The sequence below is a fragment of the Microbacterium sp. NPDC078814 genome (assembly GCF_040702645.1).
GTDB lineage: Bacteria > Actinomycetota > Actinomycetes > Actinomycetales > Microbacteriaceae > Microbacterium.
Genome location: NZ_JBFBLT010000003.1, coordinates 410,198 through 426,017, shown reverse-complemented (window position 1 = coordinate 426,017; position 15,820 = coordinate 410,198). Strand labels below are relative to the sequence as shown.

Genomic DNA, 15,820 nt, shown 5'->3' with positions numbered 1-15,820 from the left:
TCGCCGCGGTCCGTCCCGCGGCGAGCGCGGGACGGCTATGATGCGAGAGCGCGTACCCGTGAAACGCGTACTGGGGCTCGGTGGGACTGAGTCCCACCTGGCTACCCGAAAGAGTTCTCGACGATGATGACCGATTCGCCGGCGTCCGCCGTTCCCCCGCGCCCCTCCCTGGGTGCCCGCATCGGACGCATCGCGTTCCTCGTGGTCGCCGCCATCGTGATCGTGGCCGTCGCCGCCGCGTTCTTCGTGACGTGGACGATCCAGCGCTCCTTCCCGCAGACCTCCGGCACCACGACGCTCGACGGCCTGAAGGCGGAGGTCACCGTGCAGCGCGACGCCAGCGGGGTGCCTACGATCACCGCCGACTCCTCGGACGACCTCTTCTTCGCCGAGGGCTTCGTGCACGCGCAGGACCGGTTCTTCGAGATGGACTTCCGCCGCCACGTCACCTCCGGGCGGGTCGCCGAGCTGTTCGGCGCCTCCCAGGCCGGCACCGACGCGTTCCTGCGCACCCTGGGCTGGCGCACCACCGCCGAGGCCGAGGTCGAGGCGATGGACGACGTCACCCGCGGCTACTACGAGGCCTACGCGGCCGGCGTCAACGCCTACCTGTCCTCGCGTTCGGGCGCGGAACTGTCGCTCGAGTACGCGGTCCTCGGACTGCAGAACCCCGACTACGAGCCGGAGCCGTGGGAGCCGGCGGACTCGGTGGCGTGGCTGAAGGCGATGGCCTGGGATCTCCGCACCAACGTCGAGGACGAGACCGAGCGCGCACTGCTCGCCGGGCAGCTCGCCGACGACCCGGACGCCGACGTGGAGGCCCTGCTCGGCACGCTCTACCCGGACTACCCCTTCGACCGGAACCCGGTGATCGTGCCCACCATCTCCACCGTCCCGCCGCTGGAGCCCGGCGCCGAGCCTGCGGCCTTCCCCACGCCTCAGGGCGACGGCGAGGCGCAGCAGGCGCTCACCACGGTGGAGTGGGAGGAGACGTCCTCCGTCATCGAGGCGGCGAGCATGCTCGTCGGCGACGTCGGCGAGGGCATCGGCTCCAACTCCTGGGTGGTCTCCGGCGACCTCACCGAGTCCGGGATGCCGCTGCTCGCCAACGACCCGCACCTCGGCGCCTCGCTCCCGTCGGTCTGGTACCAGGTGCAGCTCAAGTGCTCGACGGTGGACGAGGACTGCCCGTTCGACGTCGGCGGGTTCTCCTTCTCCGGGCTGCCCGGCATCGTCATCGGTCACAACCAGCGCGTGGCGTGGGGCTTCACCAACCTCACCACCGATGTCACCGACCTGTACGTCGAGCGCATCGAGGGCGACTCCTACTGGCGCGACGGCGAGCTCGTGCCGCTGGAGGAGAGCACGGAGACCATCGAGGTCGCCGGCGGGGACGACATCGAGCTCACCATCCGCTCCACCGTGCACGGACCGATCATCTCCGGCCTCACGGACGACTTCACCGCGATCGCGGACGACCCGACGCCCGGGCTCACAGCGGAGGGCACCGTGCCCGATGCCCCCGGGTCTGACGATGCCGAGTACGCCGTGAGCCTGCGGTGGACGGCGCTCGACCCCGGCACCACCGCGACGGCGATCTTCGCGCTGTCGACCGCCCAGGACTTCGAGGACTTCCGCCGCGCGGCCTCCCTGTTCGACGTGCCGGCGCAGAACCTCATCTACGCCGACGTCGACGGCAACATCGGCTACCAGACCCCCGGCCGCCTCCCGATCCGCGGGGCCGGCGACGGCTGGATGCCGCAGCCCGGATGGGACAGCAGCTACGACTGGACCGGGTACATCCCGTTCGAGGAGCTGCCGGTGTCCTACAACCCCCGCTCCGGATACATCGTCACGGCCAACAACGCCATCGTCACCGACGACTACGAGCACTTCCTCTCGCGGGACTGGGACCAGGGCTACCGCGCCGCCCGCATCGCCCACCTCATCGAACGCCGGGCCGCCGCCGGGCCACTGACGGCCGACGACATGCGCGAGATCCAGATGGACGGCGAGATGTGGATCGGCACGCAGCTCGTGGCCGCGATGGCCGACGTCGAGGTCGAGGGAGCGGGTCCGCAGCGCGCGGTCGAGCTGCTGCGCGGGTGGGACGGGCAGAACAGCGCGTCGTCCGCCGGGGCCGCGTACGCGAACGTGCTGTGGTCGAACCTCGTGCAGAACATCTTCGCCGAGCGCGAGCAGCCTCTCCCGATCGACGGCCAGGGCCGCCTGTTCACCGTCGTCGGCGCGATGCTGGAGGACCCCGACGACCCGCTGTGGAGCAACCCCGAGCTCGACGTCGACGGCCGGGACGAGATGCTCGCGCTGTCGGCCGAGGAGGCGTACGACGAGCTGTCCGGGATTCAGGGCACGGACGTGGCGCGATGGAACTGGGGCGACCTGCACGCCCTCACCCTCACCAGCGACACGTTCGGCTCCTCGGGCATCGCCCCCATCGAGGCCCTCTTCAACCGTGGGCCCTATCCGGTGGGCGGCGGGGCTTCCGTGGTCGATGCGACGGGGTGGCAGCTCGGCGTCTCGTACGCCACCACCACCGTCCCCTCCATGCGCATGGTCGTCGACCTCGCCGACTTCGACGGCTCGACCTGGATCCACCTGACCGGAGCCTCCGGTCACGCGTTCCACGCGCACTACGTCGATCAGACGAAGGACTGGTCGACGGGGGTCCAGCGTCACTGGGCGTTCACGCCGAAGGCCGTGAAGGCGGCCGCGGTCGACACCCTGACACTCACGCCCGCCGGCTGAGAGGCGGGTGGAGGGTGCTCGGCTAGCGTGGACAGGTGCCCACCAGCTACCTCGCCCCGAAGGGGACGCCGGCCACCCTCCTCGAGTTCGAGCACGGCGGTGCGACCCTGATCGCCGAGACCTTCGGCGACGGTCCGCCCACCTACCTGCTGCTGCACGGCATCGGCATGGGGCGCAGCGTCTACCTCGACCTCACCCAGCGGCTGCAGGGGCGGGTGATCGCGCTCGACCTCCCCGGCTTCGGCGAGGCCCCGGAGCCCACGCGGACGCTGACGATGCAGCGGCACGCCGACCTGGTGGCCGCCTATCTCCGGCATGTCGACGCCGACCCCGTCGTGGTGATCGGGCACTCCATGGGCAGTCAGATCGCGGCGGAACTCGCCGCCCGGCATCCGTCCCTCGTGGCCGGGGTCGTGCTGGCGGGCCCGACCGTCGACAAGGCCGAACGGAACATCGGCGCCCAGGCCCGCTACCTCCTCCAGGACCTCCTGGGCGAGCGCCCCCTCGTGATCTGGCGCGGTGCCCGCGAGTACCTCCGCGGCGGCCCGCACCTGATCCGCAAGATGCGGGCGACCATCGTGCATCAGCCGGAGAAGGCGTTCGTGCGTATCGCCTGCCCGGTGCTGGTGCTGCGCGGCGAGGACGACCCGCTGGCCCCGATGAGCTGGTGCCAGGACATCCTCGACGCCATCCCGGGGGCGGAGCTCGCCGTCATCCCGGACCACGGACACGGCACCCTCATCAGCGACTCCGAGCCCGCCGCCCGCCTCATCGAGGCCTTCGCCGCCCGCACCTAGCCCTTCGAATCGCTCACTGTGCGGCATCTGCGGCCGAAATGGAGCACAGTGCGCGACTCGAAACGGTCAGCCGGCGGCGGGAGGGGTCTGCTTCGACTCGGCGAGCTCGTCGACGACGAGACCCCGCTGCTCGATCGTGCCGTTGCGGTAGGCCTGACGCCCGACCATGTGCGCGGACAGGGGCGCGGTCGCGAACTGCATGAGCACCACGGGGGCCACGAGCACGAGGCCGAACAGCACACCGCCGACGGACCGCTGCGACAGCGCGATCGCCACGCAGATCAGCAGCAGCCCGAGCACCTGCGGCTTCGTCGCGGCGTGCAGTCGCGTGGGCACGTCGCGGAAGTGCAGGAGTCCCACGGAGGCGGAGAGGCAGAGGATCGCCCCGAGCAGGATGAGCACGAGCACCGCCACGTCGACGACGGCATCAGGGATCGTCAGACCGAACACGTTCATGGTGTCGTGTTGTCCCTTCTCGCGACGAACCGGGCGACCGCGATCGATCCGAACACACCGACCGCCGCGATGATGAGGAGCACGGGGATGTTGCGGGTGTGGCCGTTGATGGCCATCTCGGCGCCGAGCACGCACATGACCTCGGTCAGCAGCACGTCGGCGGCGACGGCACGGTCGAGGATCGACGGACCGCGCACGATGCGGATGACGGCGAGGATCGCGGCCACGCCGAACACGGCGAGGATGATGAGGAGCAGGGTGTTCATCGGGCACCGCCGATCGTCGCGGGGTCGATGCGGCCGGCACGTTCGTCGGCCTTGAGCGCCCGGTACTGGGTCGGATTGCCGAGTGCCCGGACGATGCGCTTCTCCCAGCCGAGCACGCCCTGCCGCTGCTTCTCGACGTCCTCCCGGCTGCGCACGCCGATCACGTGCAGGTAGAGGATCCCGCGGTCGCGGTCGGCCTCAACCACCAGGGAGCCCGGGATGAGCGACGACACCACGGCGACGTGCGTCATGACGAGGTCGTCGGCATAGCGGAGCGGCACCGCGATGATGGCGGTGCCGGGCTGCCGGCGGAAGTCGAACACCTGCACGGTCACCGAGAGCGCGCCACGGAGGATCGCGAAGAGGAACTGCACGACGAACAGCGCGCCGTACCAGAGGTTGATGCGCCCGGAGAGCTCGACCGTGGGCAGGCGGAACACCCGCGTCACGAAGATCGCCACCACGAGTCCCGTGAGGAAGGAGAGCACCGTGAACTGGGCCCACAGCAGCATCCACAGCACGATCAGCCAGGCGAGGAACGGCAGCTGCATGCCGATGTCCCGCCAGACGCTCTTGGTCTCGGGGCTCATCCCTCCACCTCGTCTTCCAGCTGGACGAGGTTGACCGGCTGCAGCAGGCCCGCCCCGATACGGTCGCACAGAGCGTACAGCGGTCCGGCGAAGATCGTCAGGGCCACCGTCACGGTGACCATCCCGGCAGTGGCCACGGTCATGATCTTGGGGATGTGCCGGCGCTCCTGCTGCTCATCCGCGGCGGGGGCTCCGGTGAGGTACGAGATGCGCCCCTCGGTCTCGGTCGAGTCCTCCTCCTCACGCCAGAACGCGAGGTTCCAGGCCCTCATGAGCGCGTAGAGGGTGAGCAGCGACGTGATGATGCCGCCGAAGATGAGCACGATCATGAGCGGCGTGCCCACGGACGCGGCCGCTTCGAACAGGGCGAACTTGCCGATGAACCCGGAGAACGGCGGCAGACCACCGAGGTTGATCGCCGGGATGAAGTACAGCAGGGCGATCACGGGAGCGATCTTGAGCAGACCCTTGACCCGGAGGATGGAGGTGCTGCCGGCCCGACGTTCGATGAGTCCCACCGCGAGGAACAGGGTGGTCTGCACGACGATGTGGTGGACGATGTAGTACACGGTCGCGCCGATCGCCGCCGGGGTCGCGATCGCGAGACCGAAGATCATGTAGCCGACGTGGCTGACGAGCGTGAACGACAGGATCCGTTTGAGCTCGGCCTGCGCGACGGCGCCGAGGACCCCGACGATCATCGTCGCCAGCGCGATGATGAGCAGCAGCGTGTCGATGCTGTTCGAGGCGAAGAGCTGCGTCTCCGTCCGGATCAGCGCGTACACGCCGACCTTGGTCAGCAGGCCGGCGAACACGGCGGTCACCGGCGCGGGGGCCGTCGGGTAGGAGTCGGGCAGCCAGAACGACACGGGGAAGATCGCGGCCTTGATCCCGAAGGCGACCACGAGCATGAGGTGCAGCACGAGCTGCGTGTCCTGCGGCAGCTCCGCCATCCGCTCGGCGATCTGGGCCATGTTGACCGTGCCGAGGGCGCCGTAGATCATCGCGATCGACGCGAGGAACAGGATCGACGAGACGAGCGAGACGACGATGTAGACCGCGCCGGTGCGGATGCGCGACTCCGTGCTGCCCAGGGTGATCAGCACGTACGAGGCCACGAGGAGGATCTCGAACCCGACGTACAGGTTGAACAGGTCGCCGGCGATGAAGGCGTTGAAGATGCCGGCGGCGAGGATCAGGTACGAGGGGTTGAAGATCGAGATCGGGGTCTCGTCCGGCCCGTCGGCCACGCCCTGACCGATGGAGAAGAGGAGGACCGCGAGCAGCACCACGCTGGAGACGAGCACCAGGAGCGCGGCGAGACGGTCGACGTAGAGGACGATGCCGAACGGCACCGGCCACCCGCCCACCGAGACCGCCAGCGGGGAGCCCGCGTCGACGACGACGAGCAGCACCGCCGCGATGACGGACACGACCGCGAGTGTCGCGACGGTGACGAACACCTGCAGGCGCGCATTGCGACCGAAGACCAGGGTGATCGCCGCACCGAGGAGCGGCAGGGCGACGAGGAGCGGGACGAGCGTGGTCATGGCCTGCCCTCCCCGTCTGTCGTGTCGTCGTCCCGGTCTGCAGCGCCGTCGGCGGCACCGTCGGGTTCGGGCTCCGGCTCGGGGACGAAGGGCGCGTCGTACGGCGCGTCATCGTGGATCGCCGGGTTGTCGCGCATGTGCAGGACGGTGATCGGAGCGGTCTGCACGCCCACGAAGTCGGTGGTGGCGTCGTCGTCGCCCGACTCGGACTCGTCGTCCATGAGGTCTTCGTCGGCGTCGGTGCGCTCGCGCAGCGCGATGTCGGCCTCGTCGTCCTCGACCGTGTCCGCCTGGCCGAGCTGCCACGACCGGTAGATGAGCGCGAGCAGGAACGCGGAGACCGCGAACGTGATGACGATGGCGGTGAGCGTCAGGGCCTGCGGCAGCGGGTCGCTCAGGTCGCCCTCGGTGCCGAAGAACGGCGCGTTGCCCGGCACGCCCATCACGATGAGCAGCAGGAGGTTCGTGGCGTTGCCGAGCAGGAGGAAACCGATGAGGACGCGGGTGAGGCTGCGCTCCAGCATCGCGTACACGCCGCACGCGAAGAGCACGGCCATGATCGCGATGAGGGCCAGCGAGACGTCCATCAGCCGTTCCCCCCTGCCCGCGAGGAGAAGTCGACGGCGACGCCCGCGCCGGTGCGCTGTGCCGCCTGCCGGTCCACTTCCGCACCGAGACTGCGGAGCACGTCGAGGACGAGTCCGATCACGACGAGGTAGACGCCGATGTCGAAGATCGTCGAGGTGACGAACTCCATGTGTCCGATGCCGGGGATCTCCCACTCCCAGAAGGTGCTGGTGAGCGGCGCGAGGCCGAAGAACAGCGGCACGACCGCGGTGCCCACGGCGAGGATCAGACCCGTGCCGAGGAGGCGACCGGCATCGGTCGGCGCCGCAGCGCCCAGCTCCCAGCGCCCTCCCGCGATGTAGCGCATGACGAGCGCCATGCCGGCGACGAGCCCGCCCGCGAAGCCGCCGCCGGGGAGGTTGTGCCCGGCGAAGAGCAGGAAGATCGACACGACGATGATCGTGTGGAACAGGATGCGGACGATGACCTCGAGCAGGATCGACCGGTTCTCGGGCTTCATCTTCTGGCCGCCGACGAGCCAGGCGCGCGGCGCCGAGCGGTTCTCCGCGGTCTGGAAGCGCACGCCGTCCGTGGTTTCCACGAGCGGCCGACTGCGCGCGGACTTCCGCACCGAGCGGGGCAGGGTCTTCGTGGCGGCGAGGAGATCGGCGCGGTGCGTGACGAACACGAGTGAGGCGACACCGGTCGCGGCCAGCACGAGCACGGAGAGCTCGCCCATCGTGTCCCAGCCGCGGAGGTCGACCAGCGCCACGTTCACGACGTTCTTGCCGTGGCCGATCTCGTACGCGATCTCGGGGAAGATCGCCGAAATCGGGTCGGCCACGCGGGACTGGGTCGCGACGACGGCCACGAACGCCATGGTGAGGCCGACGCCGATGCCGAGGAGAGCGCGCGGGATGCGGCTCACGGAGGCGTTGTGCTCGCCCATGCGCGCCGGCAGTCGGCGCAGGACGAGCGCGAAGGTCACCATCGTCACCGTCTCGACGAGGATCTGGGTGAGCGCGAGGTCCGGTGCCCCGCTGGTGGCGAAGAGCACGACCATGCCCAGGCCGGTGACCGAGGCGAGCACGACGCCGGTGTAGCGCTTGCGCGCACGCACCGCCACGACGCCGGCGACGGCCATGATTGGCGCGACGGCGAGCTGGGCCGGCGTGTGCCACAGCGAGAGCTGATAGCGGTCGATGTCGCTCGCCACGAGCGCGGTGACCTCGGCGGCGACGAAGACGACGAAGATCGTCCCCACGTAGACGGGCAGCGAGCCCCGCTGGGTGAGCGTCGTGCTCAGCACCGAGAGCCGGTCGATGCCGCGCATCACCACGTAATAGGCGTCGGCGGCCGTGAATGGCAGGAGGCGGGGGCGGCGGTCCCACCCGGTCCGGCGCGTGAGCAGGAAGAGTCCGATGCCGAGCAGGATCGACAGGATCGAGATGCCGAGAGCGGGCTCGAGGCCGTGCCAGAGCGCGAGGTGACCCGGTCCCTCGACGGCTGCGCCTTCGTGGTCGAGTCCCGGGGTCGCGGTCAGCGCATACGGCTGCAGGGCGACGTCGAGGGCCGGGGCGCCGATACCCGCGGCGAGCGTCACTCCGGCGAGGATGATCGGCGCGGAGAGGAAACCCACCGGGGGGTCGGGCCAGACCGTGTCCGGCTGCCGCTGTCCCTCGGCATCGCGCTTGGTCCAGAACGCGCCCCAGAGGAAGCGCACGCCGTATGCCGCAGTGAGCATGGATCCGAGAGCGACGCCGATCAGGGCGACGAGGCCCCACACCGAGCCGCCGAGGGCGTCGTCCAGGAGCGCCGTGAGCGTCGACTCCTTCGCCACGAATCCGATGGTCGGGGCCACGCCGGCCATCGACGCCACGGCGATGAACGCGGTCGTGGCCATGACCGGTGCCTGGCGGCCGACGCCGGAGAGCTCGGTCACGTCACGGGTGGACAGCTGCCGGTCGATCACGCCGACGATGAGGAACAGCGCCGACTTGAACAGCGCGTGCCCGATCACGAGGGCGATGCCGGCGAGCGCCGCCGCCTGCGTGCCGTAGCCGACGACGACCGCGAAGAAGCCGAGCTGGCTCACGGTGCCGAACGCGAGCACGCGCTTGAGGTCGGTCTCCCGCAGCGCCTGGATGCCGCCGAGCAGCATGGTGAGGATGCCGAGCGTGAGCACGATCGGCCGCCACGTCGGGCTGAAGGCGAAGATGGGCGCGAAGCGGGCGATGAGGTAGATGCCGGCCTTCACCATGGCCGCGGCGTGCAGGTAGGCGCTGACCGGGGTGGGGGCCGCCATGGCGCCGGGCAGCCAGAAGTGGAAGGGGAACAGCGCCGACTTGCTGATGGCGCCGATCAGGAGCATGACGATCGCCGCATCGACGATCGGGCCGGTCGGCGCGATGGCGAGGATCTCCCGGATGCTCGACGTCCCGGTGTCGACGACGAGCAGCACGACGCCGACGAACATCACCAGTCCGCCCAGGGTGGTCACGAGGAGGGCCTGCAGCGCGGCGCGTCGGCTGGCGGCACGGCGGCGGTAGTGACCGATGAGGAGGTAGGAGAGGATGCTCGTGGCCTCCCAGAACATCACGAGCATCACGAGGTCGTCGGTGAGGACCAGACCGTACATCGCGCCGGCGAACGCGAGGAGGACGCCCGCGAACTGCCCGATGCCGGCGGCCTCGTCGTGGAAGTACCAGCGGCAGTAGAGGAGCACGAGCGCGCCGACGCCCGTGACGATGAGCGTGAGAACCCACCCGAGGACGTCCATGTTCATGGACAGGTTCAGTCCGAGCTGCGGGATCCACGGCACGGAGACGAACGGCACGGGACCGTCGAGCACCTGCGGCGTGAGCACGAGCGCGTGCACGAACGCGGCGGCCGGGACGAGGGCGGCGACGGCGAAAGCCTGAGCTCCCAGCCAGCGCACCAGGACGGGCATCAAGAGCGACCCGAGAAGGAACACTGCGAGGAGCATCAGCATATACGCGGCTCCTCGGGGCTCGTCGGCCGTGTGGCTCAGGCGGGCGGTCTCCGTACAGTTTACCGGGCCGAGGCGCCTGTCGGCCCCGCGAGCTTCGAGATCGCGTGTCAGAGTGGTCGCATGCGGCGGGTCTGGGGGCGCGAGCTGGCGGGGTGGGCGGCCGCGCTGGCGCTGGCGCTCCTCGCCGTGGGACACCTGGCGACGTCACCCCGATCGATCCTGATGTTCGACGACGGGGACTCGCTGATCGTGGCCCTCGTCGGCCGATCGCTCCTGGATGGGGGTGGGGGCGACTGGGCGCTGTCCAGCGTGCTCTTCCTGCCCGAGATCGCGGTGTTCACGGCCCTCGATGCCGTGCTGCCGTTCGACGTGAACGGCGTGCTGGCGGTCAACGGGGTCGTGAACGTGCTCGCGCTCTACGGGGCGATCCGGCTCGTCACCGGGCGGTGCGTCGAGGGTCGCGCACCGGTCGCCTGGTCGGTCGGCGCCCTCGCCGTGTTCTGTCTCCTCATCGTCACGGAGTCCTCGCCGTCCCGAGACGCGCTCGAACTCGCATCGCTGGTGCTGACGACGACGTACTACTCCGCGACCGTCGTGGGCGTACTGCTCGCCGTCGGCCTGTGTCGGCGTTTCCTCGATCGCCCCCGCCAGGGTGCGGCACTGCCCGCGTCTCTGGGGATGGTCGCGACGGTGGCGACCCTCAGCAATCCGCTGTTCGCCGTTTGGGCCACGGTGCCCCTCTCCCTCGTCCTGGGCGGCCTCTCTCTCACCACGCTCGCGGTCCGGCGCCGGGGGCTCGCGCTGATCGCCGCGCTGGTCGGGGGCAGCATCCTGGGCTTCCTCGTTCGCATTCCCTTCTCGGCATGGATCGCGAACTCCGGCGCGGGCTACATCCAGCCCGCGGAATGGATCCACTCCGCCGCGTACTACGCCGACCTCGCGATCGATCGGCTGTCGTCCCCCGGCGGGGTGCTCGGCACGGTCGCCGTCCTGGCGCTGACGCTGCTCGCGGTCGTGCGGACGGCCCACGCGTCGGACGCCGGTGACCGCCTGGTGGCCACGGCCGCCTGGGCACTCCCGCTCGTCGTGCTCGTCGGCGGCATCGCGGCGGGAACCCACGCGGCGCGGTACCTGCAGCCGCTCGCCTTCGCCCCGATTCTCGCCCTCCTCACCCTGCCGCGCGTCCGGATGCGGCGAGCCTCGCTGACGCGGGTCGTCTCCGCCGTCGTCGCCATCGCCCTTCTCGCCGGCGGCTCCGCGTCCGTACCCCGCGTCGTGCAGGCGGCGAGCGCTCCCGACCCCGACCTCGCCTGCGTCAGGGATTGGGTGGACTCGTCGGGGCGCACCGGTGCCGGACAGTTCTGGACCGTGCGGCTGCCGAAGCTGCACGCGGCCGACCCGGCCCGGCTCGTGCAGGTCGATCATGAGCTCCGCGGCTATGCGTGGCTCGTGGACCGCCGCGACTTCGCGGCGGGGGAGGTGTCGTTCCTCATCGAGGACGCGCAGACGGTGGCGTGGAACCTGCCGACCGCTGCGGCCCCGACAGCCGTCATCGCGTGCGGGCGATACCGCATCCTCGACTACGCCCCGGCGACGCTTCCCCTCGGACCCGCCCGCTCCTGACCGGTGCGCGCGGTCAGCGCGACGGAGGCGGCGCGGTCGTGGTGCCGGCGCGGAACACGCAGTGCAGGTCCTGCGTGATGCCCGGCTCACCGCGCAGCATCCTGGCGACCTGCTCTCCCGCCGCCCTGCCCTTCTCCACCGCCGGCTGCACGCTCGTGGTGAGGGTGAGGTCGCCGAGGCCGTCGAGGGGGATGCCGTCGAAACCCGCGACTGAGAGGTCTTCGGGAACGCGGAGTCCGAGCTCCTCCGCGGCGCGGATCACACCGACGGCCAGCAGGTCGCTCTGCGCGAGCACGGCGGTCGGGCGGGTGGAGGGATCGGCGAGCAGCATCCGCCCGACGAGGATGCCCTCGTCGATGAGGCTGCCCGAGGCCGAGATCGCCGGTGCGTCCGGGAAGACCTCCCGCATGCCGGCGAGGCGGTCGACCGTCACGTCGACGGTGGCGCGGGCCAGACGCTCCGGCGTGATGAGGGTGCGCTCGCGCTCGGCGTCCAGCGAGAGCGTGACGAGCGCGACGTCCCGGTGTCCGAGGTCGCGCACGTGCCGGGCGATCTCGGCGGAGGCGGCGACGTTGTCCAGGGTGATGCGCGGGACGTCGAGCCCCGCGTCCCCCTCGATGACGACGACCGGGAGACCCCGTCCGCGCACGATCTCCAGGGACGCGCGGGTGCGCCCCGAGCAGCCGATGAGCACCACCGCGTCGACGGGGGCGCTCGCGATGGCCGAGCCGTCCTCGCCCGGCTCGTCGCGCATGAGGAGGACTCCGGCGCTGAGGTCGGCCAGGCCGTCGGTGAGGCCGTCCATCATGGCGGTCGTCACGGGGTCGAGGAAGGCCGCGCGCAGATGCCCCTCGAGGACCACCGCCACGATGCCGCTGCGTCCGCGGCGGAGGGAGGCGGCGCGCGGGTCGGGCCCCGTGTAGCCGAGGTCGGTCGCGGCGGCCAGCACCCGGTCGCGGGTGGCGGGTGCGACCTTGGCCTTGCCGCTGAAGACGACCGACGCGGTCGAGGTGGCGACCCCCGCCTCGCGAGCCACATCGGCGATCGTGGGCCGGCGCGGCGTCTCCCTGGTCATACTCCGAGGATAGCCCGGTTCGGTCGCGCAAGGTCGAATCGATTCGATAGGCTGTCCGCCATGGACACCGCCCTTTCCCGTTCGCAGTTCGTGCGCTGGCGCACCGCGATCTTCGCCATCTTCCTCGCCAGCGGCCTCTCGATCGCGACCTGGGCCTCCCGCGTGCCCGGGATCAAGGAGGCGCTCGACCTCGACAATGCGCAGGTCGGCCTGATCCTCCTGGGCATGGGCGTGGCGTCCATCCTCGGCATCTCGACCAGCCCCGCCGTCATGGCCCGGACCGGTGCGCGGCGCGGCATGCTCCTGGCGATGCTCACGTTCGCCACGGGCATCGCCCTCGTCGGCCTCGGCGCGACCGTCTTCGGGTCGGTGCCGGTCGTCCTCATCGGCATGGTGCTCTTCGGCTTCGGCAACGGCTGCGTCGACGTCATGATGAACGTCGAGGCCACCGCCATCGAACAGCAGATGGGCCGCACCATCCTGCCGGTCTTCCATGCGTTCTTCAGCTTCGGCACCGTGCTCGGCGCCGGCATCGGCGCCCTCGCCGCGGCCCTCCAGGTCGACGTCGGCACGCACGCGGTGTCGATGGGCGTCCTCATCGCCGTCATCGCCGTCGTCTGCTTCTTCCAGGTGCCCGTGCGGGAGGCCGCCCTCGACCCCGAGGACCACGAGAAGCCCCCGTTCCGCCAGCGCATGCACACCGCGCTCGAGGCCTGGCGCGAACCGCGCACGTATCTGCTGGGAACCGTCATGCTCGGCATGTCCTTCGCGGAGGGCGGCGCCAACGACTGGATCGCCCTGGGCACCGAGCAGGGACACGGCTTCGCGGAGGGCACAGGCGCCGTCGCCCTGGCGGTCTTCTCCGTGGGCATGACGGTGGTGCGCCTCTTCGGCGGGCCGCTGGTCGACCGCTTCGGCCGGGTGCTGGTGCTGCGCATCCTGGCCGCGACCGCCGCCACCGGAATCCTCCTGTTCATCCTCGCGCCCACGCTGCCGCTGGTCCTCGTCGGCGCGGCGCTGTGGGGCATCGGTGCGTCGCTCGGCTTCCCCCTCGGCATGTCGGCCGCGGCGGACGATCCGGCCAAGGCCGCCGCACGGGTGAGCGCGGCGGCGACCATCGGATACGTGGCGTTCCTCGGCGGCCCGCCCGTGCTCGGGGTCATCAGCGAGCACATCGGGCTGCTCAACACGCTCTTCATCCTCGTCGCACTCGTGGTGCTCTCGGGGCTCTTCTCCGGCGCCGCCCGCCCGCTCCGCGCGGAGGAGAAGGCTCCGGCGGTTCCGACCGTCGAGGGCTGACTCAGTCCTCGACCCCGCGGACGAGCGCGGCCGCGTGCGACCGGCTGCGCGCGCCGAGCTTGGTGAGGACGTTCGAGACGTGCGTCTTCACCGTCGGGACGGAGATCCGCAGGCGCGCGGCGAGCTGGGCGTTCGACCACCCCTGCAGGATCCCGTCGAGGACGTCGCGCTCCCGGGGCGTCAGCTCCGGCAGCGCGAACGTCGTCATCGGCGCCGGCTCCGGGGTGGACGCCGCCACCGCGGCGAGCGCGCGGCGTGTGACCCGCGGATCCAGCGCTCCCTCTCCGGCGGCGACAGCACGCACCGCCTGGACGAGAGTCGGCGCGTCGACCGTCTTCAGGAGGAATCCGACCGCTCCCGCCCGGATCGCCGCGAGCACGAGCTCGTCCTCGTCGAAGCTCGTCAGGACGAGCACATCCCCCAGTCCGCGCTCGACGATCTCGCGGGTGGCCGAGACCCCGTCGCGTCCCGGCATGCGCAGATCCATGAGGACGACATCCGGCCGGAGCGCTGCGGCGTTGCGCACGGCCACCTCGCCGTCGGCGGCCTCCCCGACGACCGTGATGTCGTGCGTCTCCAGCATGATGCGCAGGCCGGCCCGGATCGCGCCGTGGTCGTCGGCGAGCAGCACAGTCGGTGCGGTCATGCCCGGCCCCCCACCGGCAGTCGCGCCTCGACCAGCCAGCCGTCGGGTTCCGCACCGGCCCGGAACGTCCCGCCCAGCGCGGTGATGCGCTCGCGAAGCATCTGCAGCCCCCACCCCTCGCCGCCTTGCCCAGCGGTGACGGTCGGCGCGCCGCCTCGCGACCGCACCGTCACGTGCGCCTGACCGTCGACAGGACCGATGGCCACGTCGACCACGGCGCCGTTCGCATGGCGGACGCAGTTCCCCAACGCCTCACGCACCACCCGCACGAGCGCCTGCTCTCCGCCGCCGCCGAGCGCACCCGGATCCTCGACGGCGAGGCGCACGTCCAAGCCCGAGCGTCGGGCCTCCGCGGCGAGGCCCTCGAGGTCGGCCCATCCCGGGGTCGGCGCGAGCGCCCCGTCGCCGCGGCGCAGCACCCCGATCATGGTCCGCAGGGCTCCGTGCGCGTCCAGCCCGGCATCGCGCACGGCCTGCAGCGCGGCGCGATCGTCCGACCGTGCCGCGGGCGCGGCGAGCGCCGCCTCCGCCCGGATGGCCATGGCCATCACGTGCCCCGCCACCACATCGTGGAGTTCGCGCGCCATCGCCTCGCGCTCGCGCTGCACGGCCTGTGCCCGATCTCGGGCGGCGGTCGCTGCGGCGTCCTCCGCCCGCTGACGGTGCAGGTCGGCCAACTCGTGCGCCTGCGACACCGCCACCGCCCACCAGTAGTCCGTACCGAAGATCGCGCCGAACTGCACCGCGAACAGGACCGCGACCGCGGGCGTCGCCGCCGAGAGGAGCAGGGCGGCGAGGAAGAGGACGACGGTCGCCGCGCCCAGGAGCACGAGCAGCACGCGGCGCCCGCGTGGGCCGGCGAGGAAGGCCGCCGTCCACAGCACATCCAGCAGCACCACGAGTGTCCCGACGCCGCCGACGGTGAGGAGGTCGGCGACGAAGAGCCCGGCGACGAGCGCGAGCACCGTCCACGGATGACGCCGCTTGCCGAGCGCGAGAGCGCAGGCCGGGATCGCGAGAACCAGGGCCCACCACGGCGAGACGTCCTCCGGTAGAAGGGAGAAGGGTCCCCAGATGCCGTGGAACCCGAGCGCCGCCATGACCGTCGCGAGAGCGGCCATGCCCAGCGGGTCCACCCACCACCGGTGCCGCCGGTACCAGGCGGCGGGCCCTCCGTCGGCCGGATCGTGCAT

The 15,820-nt window shown here is 71.1% G+C and carries 13 protein-coding genes; 4 read left to right on the top strand and 9 right to left on the bottom strand.

All coding sequences use genetic code 11. The annotated features are described in order from the left end of the window. Positions 1 to 123: 123 nt before the first annotated feature. Together AB0300_RS08280 and AB0300_RS08275 are read left to right on the top strand one after the other, a co-directional pair. Positions 124 to 2,766 carry a penicillin acylase family protein gene (locus tag AB0300_RS08280; RefSeq protein ID WP_366215822.1) on the top strand — a complete coding sequence of 881 codons (2,643 nt, stop codon included), beginning with the start codon at positions 124 to 126 and terminating at the stop codon, positions 2,764 to 2,766. A gap of 35 nt (positions 2,767 to 2,801) precedes the next feature. Continuing rightward, positions 2,802 to 3,563, top strand: a complete 762-nt coding sequence (locus tag AB0300_RS08275; RefSeq protein WP_249521394.1) for an alpha/beta hydrolase — start codon at positions 2,802 to 2,804, stop codon at positions 3,561 to 3,563. Between the two features lie 66 nt (positions 3,564 to 3,629). On the opposite strand, the gene mnhG is transcribed toward AB0300_RS08275, so the two are convergent. The 6 genes from mnhG to AB0300_RS08245 are packed head-to-tail and all read right to left on the bottom strand — an operon-like array spanning position 3,630 to position 9,984. Then, positions 3,630 to 4,019, bottom strand: coding sequence for a monovalent cation/H(+) antiporter subunit G (gene mnhG, locus AB0300_RS08270; protein ID WP_366215821.1), 390 nt, complete (start codon positions 4,017 to 4,019; stop codon positions 3,630 to 3,632). Continuing rightward, positions 4,016 to 4,285, bottom strand: coding sequence for a monovalent cation/H+ antiporter complex subunit F (locus AB0300_RS08265; protein WP_025105196.1), 270 nt, complete (start codon positions 4,283 to 4,285; stop codon positions 4,016 to 4,018). The genes mnhG and AB0300_RS08265 overlap by 4 nt, the downstream gene beginning before the upstream one ends. After that, entirely contained in the window at positions 4,282 to 4,875 is a 594-nt protein-coding gene (locus AB0300_RS08260; RefSeq protein ID WP_062637626.1) for a Na+/H+ antiporter subunit E, read from the bottom strand. Before AB0300_RS08260 ends, AB0300_RS08265 begins: the two co-directional genes overlap by 4 nt. Continuing rightward, positions 4,872 to 6,425, bottom strand: a complete 1,554-nt coding sequence (locus tag AB0300_RS08255) for a Na+/H+ antiporter subunit D (RefSeq protein WP_062766066.1) — start codon at positions 6,423 to 6,425, stop codon at positions 4,872 to 4,874. The genes AB0300_RS08260 and AB0300_RS08255 overlap by 4 nt, the downstream gene beginning before the upstream one ends. Continuing rightward, entirely contained in the window at positions 6,422 to 7,012 is a 591-nt protein-coding gene (locus tag AB0300_RS08250) for a Na(+)/H(+) antiporter subunit C (protein ID WP_025105193.1), read from the bottom strand. Before AB0300_RS08250 ends, AB0300_RS08255 begins: the two co-directional genes overlap by 4 nt. Beyond that, the gene (locus AB0300_RS08245; RefSeq protein ID WP_062766063.1) at positions 7,012 to 9,984 is read right to left on the bottom strand and encodes a Na+/H+ antiporter subunit A; all 2,973 of its coding nucleotides are present in this window, start codon (positions 9,982 to 9,984) and stop codon (positions 7,012 to 7,014) included. The genes AB0300_RS08250 and AB0300_RS08245 overlap by 1 nt, the downstream gene beginning before the upstream one ends. A gap of 120 nt (positions 9,985 to 10,104) precedes the next feature. On the opposite strand from AB0300_RS08245, the gene AB0300_RS08240 reads away from it, so the two are divergent. Next, the gene (locus AB0300_RS08240) at positions 10,105 to 11,607 is read left to right on the top strand and encodes a hypothetical protein (protein ID WP_366215820.1); all 1,503 of its coding nucleotides are present in this window, start codon (positions 10,105 to 10,107) and stop codon (positions 11,605 to 11,607) included. Positions 11,608 to 11,620: 13 nt separating this feature from the next. On the opposite strand, the gene AB0300_RS08235 is transcribed toward AB0300_RS08240, so the two are convergent. Continuing rightward, entirely contained in the window at positions 11,621 to 12,682 is a 1,062-nt protein-coding gene (locus AB0300_RS08235; RefSeq protein WP_366215819.1) for a LacI family DNA-binding transcriptional regulator, read from the bottom strand. A 60-nt stretch (positions 12,683 to 12,742) separates the two neighbouring features. Between AB0300_RS08235 and AB0300_RS08230 the strand changes: the two genes are divergently transcribed. After that, a complete protein-coding gene (locus AB0300_RS08230; RefSeq protein WP_025105189.1) occupies positions 12,743 to 13,981 on the top strand; it encodes an MFS transporter in 1,239 nt (412 codons plus the stop codon). A 1-nt stretch (position 13,982) separates the two neighbouring features. On the opposite strand, the gene AB0300_RS08225 is transcribed toward AB0300_RS08230, so the two are convergent. Both AB0300_RS08225 and AB0300_RS08220 read right to left on the bottom strand, forming a co-directional pair. Beyond that, positions 13,983 to 14,627 (bottom strand): response regulator transcription factor, encoded by a 645-nt coding sequence (locus AB0300_RS08225; protein WP_025105188.1) that lies wholly within the window; start codon positions 14,625 to 14,627, stop codon positions 13,983 to 13,985. After that, positions 14,624 to 15,820, bottom strand: coding sequence for a histidine kinase (locus AB0300_RS08220; RefSeq protein ID WP_366215818.1), 1,197 nt, complete (start codon positions 15,818 to 15,820; stop codon positions 14,624 to 14,626). Before AB0300_RS08220 ends, AB0300_RS08225 begins: the two co-directional genes overlap by 4 nt.

What these genes read in the sequence shown, in the direction of transcription:
- AB0300_RS08280 (WP_366215822.1), top strand. Translation starts at nt 124, where the DNA reads ATGATGACCGATTCGCCGGCGTCCGCCGTTCCCCCGCGCCCCTCCCTG.
- mnhG (WP_366215821.1), bottom strand. Translation starts at nt 4,019, where the DNA reads ATGAACGTGTTCGGTCTGACGATCCCTGATGCCGTCGTCGACGTGGCG.
- AB0300_RS08265 (WP_025105196.1), bottom strand. Translation starts at nt 4,285, where the DNA reads ATGAACACCCTGCTCCTCATCATCCTCGCCGTGTTCGGCGTGGCCGCG.
- AB0300_RS08260 (WP_062637626.1), bottom strand. Translation starts at nt 4,875, where the DNA reads ATGAGCCCCGAGACCAAGAGCGTCTGGCGGGACATCGGCATGCAGCTG.
- AB0300_RS08255 (WP_062766066.1), bottom strand. Translation starts at nt 6,425, where the DNA reads ATGACCACGCTCGTCCCGCTCCTCGTCGCCCTGCCGCTCCTCGGTGCG.
- AB0300_RS08250 (WP_025105193.1), bottom strand. Translation starts at nt 7,012, where the DNA reads ATGGACGTCTCGCTGGCCCTCATCGCGATCATGGCCGTGCTCTTCGCG.
- AB0300_RS08245 (WP_062766063.1), bottom strand. Translation starts at nt 9,984, where the DNA reads ATGCTGATGCTCCTCGCAGTGTTCCTTCTCGGGTCGCTCTTGATGCCC.
- AB0300_RS08240 (WP_366215820.1), top strand. Translation starts at nt 10,105, where the DNA reads ATGCGGCGGGTCTGGGGGCGCGAGCTGGCGGGGTGGGCGGCCGCGCTG.
- AB0300_RS08235 (WP_366215819.1), bottom strand. Translation starts at nt 12,682, where the DNA reads ATGACCAGGGAGACGCCGCGCCGGCCCACGATCGCCGATGTGGCTCGC.
- AB0300_RS08230 (WP_025105189.1), top strand. Translation starts at nt 12,743, where the DNA reads ATGGACACCGCCCTTTCCCGTTCGCAGTTCGTGCGCTGGCGCACCGCG.
- AB0300_RS08225 (WP_025105188.1), bottom strand. Translation starts at nt 14,627, where the DNA reads ATGACCGCACCGACTGTGCTGCTCGCCGACGACCACGGCGCGATCCGG.
- AB0300_RS08220 (WP_366215818.1), bottom strand. Translation starts at nt 15,820, where the DNA reads ATGCACGATCCGGCCGACGGAGGGCCCGCCGCCTGGTACCGGCGGCAC.